Source organism: Phormidium sp. CCY1219 (assembly GCF_055795085.1).
The window spans coordinates 1-4,208 of record NZ_JAYFEQ010000891.1 but is presented as its reverse complement, the minus strand read 5'-3'; the positions used below and the strand labels follow the sequence as shown (position 1 = coordinate 4,208).

Genomic DNA, 4,208 nt, shown 5'->3' with positions numbered 1-4,208 from the left:
AAAGACTTGAGAATTTGGCAAAAAGGTATGGAAATTGCAGAAAAATGCTATTTTCTGACTAATCTTTTCCCTAAACACGAACTCTATGGTAGGGTCTCACAAATGACGAGATGTTCCGTTTCTATCTCAAATAGAGGGAATAGGGAATAGGGAACAGGGAACAGTTTACAATGATACTGACCCCGTTCCCCGTTCCCCGTTCCCTTGTTTTAGAAAAGATTATACATCTATTGCCGGAAGAAAGTAGAATGATTATTAGTCTTATTAAAAAGCAATTAGAAAAATGACATCTGTTCCCCGTTCCCTGTTCCCCGTTCCCTGTTCCCTGTTCCCCGTTCCCTCAAGACCCAATTATCATTTTTACATAACAAGTTCGGTAGACCCAAAATAATTTGCCCCCTTGCTTAGAACCAGTTTACCCGTACTGTCTCCCCTTTACCGCCAGTGTGCCTATCTGTTTTAGCTCTAATTGCGGCCTGTTACCAGCTCACTGAAATGAAATTCCGAGTTCATTCGGTGTGGTCAGGCTGGGAGTCACCGTGTCTCCTACCGGACAAGATTTTCACTTGTATCAAAGAGTCAGTTAGGAGTTAACATGTTCTTATAATTTCGGTTAGTTTCTCCCCGCTGGTTATGGATTAGCCAGCGAACGAATCGCACATAAGTTTCCATTAATTCCACTTACCCGAAGGGAAGCGACAAGTATAGAGTTAAAGGAAACTGTGATGATTTCGATGATTGTTTCCATTAATTCCACTTCCCCGAAGGGAAGCGACAGGATTTCTTATCAGATTTCCAGATAAGGTAGAACGTTTCCATTAATTCCACTTCCCCGAAGGGAAGCGACCTGGGCCGCGTCCCTGGGAAGAAAATCTGGCGGTGAAGGTGTAGGGGGAGGGGGAAAAGGTTTGTTCTGGGAGGAGGAGGGATGGTTCACTTAACGGGAAGTCGCGCCCCGGGGTGGATTACTTAAGTGAAGGACTCCGAGATTCTGGAGGTCAACTGCTATACTCAAAGTAGCGATCGCAAGCAACCTGTAAATCCATGAGCGAACTATTCAAAGGCTTCGAACAACTGCTAGAACTAGCCAAAACCCTAGAAGACAAAATCGAAAGCGGGGAGATTCGCAGCGACGTGCAAATCCGCACCGCGAGCAACATACCCCCCCAAGGAAACATTCCCCGTCGTCCGCGAAGCGCATCCCGTCCGATTGTCACCCCACCTCCTGGGGGCAAGGAGGACCGCCAAGGGTCTGGGGAAACGTCACCTCACCCAAGCGACCTCACTCAAGTCGGGGGCTTAAAAGAGGTCATCCGGGAATTGCGGGAGGTGGTAGAATTGCCCCTGAAGCGACCGGACTTGCTGGCCAAACTCGGCTTAGAACCGCCGCGCGGGGTCTTGCTAGTCGGACCGCCGGGAACCGGAAAAACCCTCACCGCCCGATCCCTAGCCCACGACCTGGGACTCCACTACATCGCCATCGACGGCCCAGAAATCATGGGCAAATTCTACGGCGAAGCGGAAGCGCGATTGCGGCAAATTTTCCAAGACGCCACCGCCTCGGCCCCTTGCTTAATCTTCATCGACGAACTCGATAGCCTCGCCCCCGATCGCGCTAAAGTGGAAGGAGAAGTGGAAAAACGAGTGGTGGGACAACTCCTCGGCTTAATGGATGGCTTCTCCCCCACCCGGGGTATCCTCCTTCTCGCCGCCACCAATCGCCCGAACCATCTCGACCCCGCCCTGCGCCGCCCGGGACGTTTCGATCGCGAAATTCACTTCCCCGTCCCCAACCAGGGGGAACGGCTGGAGATTTTGCAGATTCTCACCCGAGATATGCCCTTAGAACCCTCAGTGGATTTAACCGCGATCGCTGCTGATTGCGTCGGATTTGTGGGCGCAGACTTGAAAGCCCTCTCCCAACAAGCGGCTTATCTCGCTTTGCGCCGCCAGGTTCCGGACCTCACCGCCCCCCTTCCCGACCACCTCACGATTACCGCCGAGGACGTCCAACAAGCCCTCAAAACCATCAATCCCTCGGTCCTGCGATCGCTAGAAATCGAAACCCCCTCGGTATCTTGGTCGGACATTGGCGGACTCGAATCGGTGAAACAAACCCTACAAGAATCCGTAGAAGGACAACTGCTCTACCCAGAATTCTACCAGCGCACCGGCGCAAAAGCCCCGAGAGGAATTCTCCTCGCCGGCCCTCCCGGAACCGGCAAAACCCTCTTAGCCAAAGCTGTCGCCGCCCGCGCCAAAGCCAACTTTATCGGCGTCAGCGGCGCGGAATTGCTCAGTCGCTGGGTAGGCGCATCGGAACAAGCGGTCCGCGACCTCTTCGCTAAAGCCCGACAAGCCGCACCTTGCGTAATATTTATCGACGAAATCGATACCGTAGCCCCGGCCCGGGGACAAAATACCGGGGATTCCGGGGTCAGCGATCGGGTGGTAGGACAACTGCTGAGCGAATTGGACGGATTGCACTCTTCTGCTAATCTTATCTTAATTGGCGCAACTAATCGACCCACGGCCCTGGACCCGGCGTTACTGCGATCGGGTCGTCTGGATTTGCAATTAACCGTGGATTTGCCCGATCGCCCCACCCGCTTGGCGATTCTGCAAGTCCACAACCGCGATCGCCCGGTAGTGGATGTGGATTTAGACCCCTGGGCGACGCGCACGGAAAACTGGAATGGTGCGGACTTGGCTTTATTGTGCGATCGGGCTGCATTAGCCGCCATTCGCCGCGCCCGCCAAGGGGGAATCAGCGACCCGAAGCAGATTTTTATCACCTCGGACGATTTCGACTTCGCCTATCAAACCTTGTGCGAACAGCTCAATTCGGAGGATTGACTTCGCGCCGCCGCCCCGGTGGGTAAGCGAGTGCGAGATGGAGTGCCACTGTCTCCCGAGAAGCTGACCACCGTTTTTTCCCTGGGAGGGAGCGACGGCTGCCCGATTTAAGATAGAATCGGTGTAGCCTGTAGAGGGGAGGCGGGAATCACTCTGCAGTGCAATTGGCGATCGCCTGTTACCCAAACCCCAATCTCGCCCTAACCTGTCGTCACCTTGGATAAACCTGCGATGAAACTTCAATCTAAATTGCTCCAGTCTGATTCTAAACTCCAGTGCGCCTACTGTCAAGGCACCGGAAAAGATAGATTTGGCGTCATGTCCGCCCTGTCCAGTTGTCCCGCTTGTCAGGGCCGGGGATATCACTGGATGACCCCGCCAGTGGTTGCTTGTGCGTACTGCGCTCATACCGGCGTCTCCCCCACGGGTACCCGCAATCCGTGCCTCGCTTGCGGCGGGAAAGGCGTTCACCAGCGATCGCCCGATGCACCCCTGTGCGAGAACTGTGGCGGAACCGGGCGATCGCGATCGGGTCACTTCTACTGTCATCCCTGTCACGGGTCCGGACGGAAATTATCTTATCCTTAAAATCCAACCGCCCACCCCATAACGCTCACCTGCAACTCGCCAATCTACCCTAGCCTGCGTCGGCGGGCTAGACCCGCGTAACCCCATCCCTTCTAGGGTACGGGACGTTTGACCTTCTACACTCTCCCGCTTTATGACCTCATCTCCCGACAGTATTTTAGCCCCCAAACCCAACAACAAAGAAGCTGGGTTAGCTCCTTTATTGCTCACCGTAGTAGAACTCATCCGCCAACTGATGGAAGCGCAAGTCATCCGGCGCATGGACGAAAATTTGCTCACCGACGAAGAACTCGATCGCGCCGCCGAAAGCTTGCGCCAACTAGAAGAACAAATCGTCAACCTCTGCGAAATTTTCGATATCGATCCGGCTGATTTGAATATCGATTTAGGCGATATCGGTACCTTGTTACCCAAAGAGGGAGAATACTATCCCGGAGAACACTCGGACAATCCCTCGATTCTCGAACTCCTCGATCGCCTCTTGCATACCGGCGTGGTGGTGGAAGGAAGTGTAGATTTGGGCTTAGCTCACTTAAATTTAATCCATGCCAAATTGCGGTTAATGTTAACCTCCCAGGCGATCGAGCCAAAGGCAAGGGATTGACAAATGGTTGGGTCAGTGGTCAGTGGTCAGTGGTCAGTGGTCAGTGGTCAGTGGTCAGTGGTCAATCCCCCGCCTCCTCACGGGAACGGTGCGTGACGCCCGCACCGGGTTGGGTGATGTTCCCGATGATGGATGACGGGCGTCACACACCCTACGGGGA

The 4,208-nt window shown here is 54.0% G+C and carries 4 protein-coding genes; all 4 read left to right on the top strand.

Going from position 1 to position 4,208, the window contains the following annotated elements:
• Positions 1 to 27 precede the first annotated feature (27 nt).
• The 4 genes from AC0QH1_RS29320 (at position 28) to AC0QH1_RS29305 (ending at position 4,048) form a co-directional block, all read left to right on the top strand.
• Positions 28 to 150: a four helix bundle protein gene (locus AC0QH1_RS29320; protein WP_442957388.1), complete on the top strand. Its 123-nt coding sequence runs from the start codon at positions 28 to 30 to the stop codon at positions 148 to 150.
• Between the two features lie 894 nt (positions 151 to 1,044).
• Positions 1,045 to 2,856, top strand: a complete 1,812-nt coding sequence (locus AC0QH1_RS29315) for an AAA family ATPase (protein WP_324634982.1) — start codon at positions 1,045 to 1,047, stop codon at positions 2,854 to 2,856.
• A gap of 231 nt (positions 2,857 to 3,087) precedes the next feature.
• The gene (locus AC0QH1_RS29310) at positions 3,088 to 3,444 is read left to right on the top strand and encodes a hypothetical protein (protein WP_324634981.1); all 357 of its coding nucleotides are present in this window, start codon (positions 3,088 to 3,090) and stop codon (positions 3,442 to 3,444) included.
• Between the two features lie 133 nt (positions 3,445 to 3,577).
• Positions 3,578 to 4,048 (top strand): gas vesicle protein K, encoded by a 471-nt coding sequence (locus AC0QH1_RS29305; RefSeq protein ID WP_324634980.1) that lies wholly within the window; start codon positions 3,578 to 3,580, stop codon positions 4,046 to 4,048.
• Positions 4,049 to 4,208 lie beyond the last annotated feature (160 nt).

Excerpts from the sequence above, each read along its gene's own strand:
- AC0QH1_RS29310 (WP_324634981.1), top strand. The coding sequence starts at position 3,088 with ATGAAACTTCAATCTAAATTGCTCCAGTCTGATTCTAAACTCCAGTGC.
- AC0QH1_RS29315 (WP_324634982.1), top strand. The coding sequence starts at position 1,045 with ATGAGCGAACTATTCAAAGGCTTCGAACAACTGCTAGAACTAGCCAAA.
- AC0QH1_RS29320 (WP_442957388.1), top strand. The coding sequence starts at position 28 with ATGGAAATTGCAGAAAAATGCTATTTTCTGACTAATCTTTTCCCTAAA.
- AC0QH1_RS29305 (WP_324634980.1), top strand. The coding sequence starts at position 3,578 with ATGACCTCATCTCCCGACAGTATTTTAGCCCCCAAACCCAACAACAAA.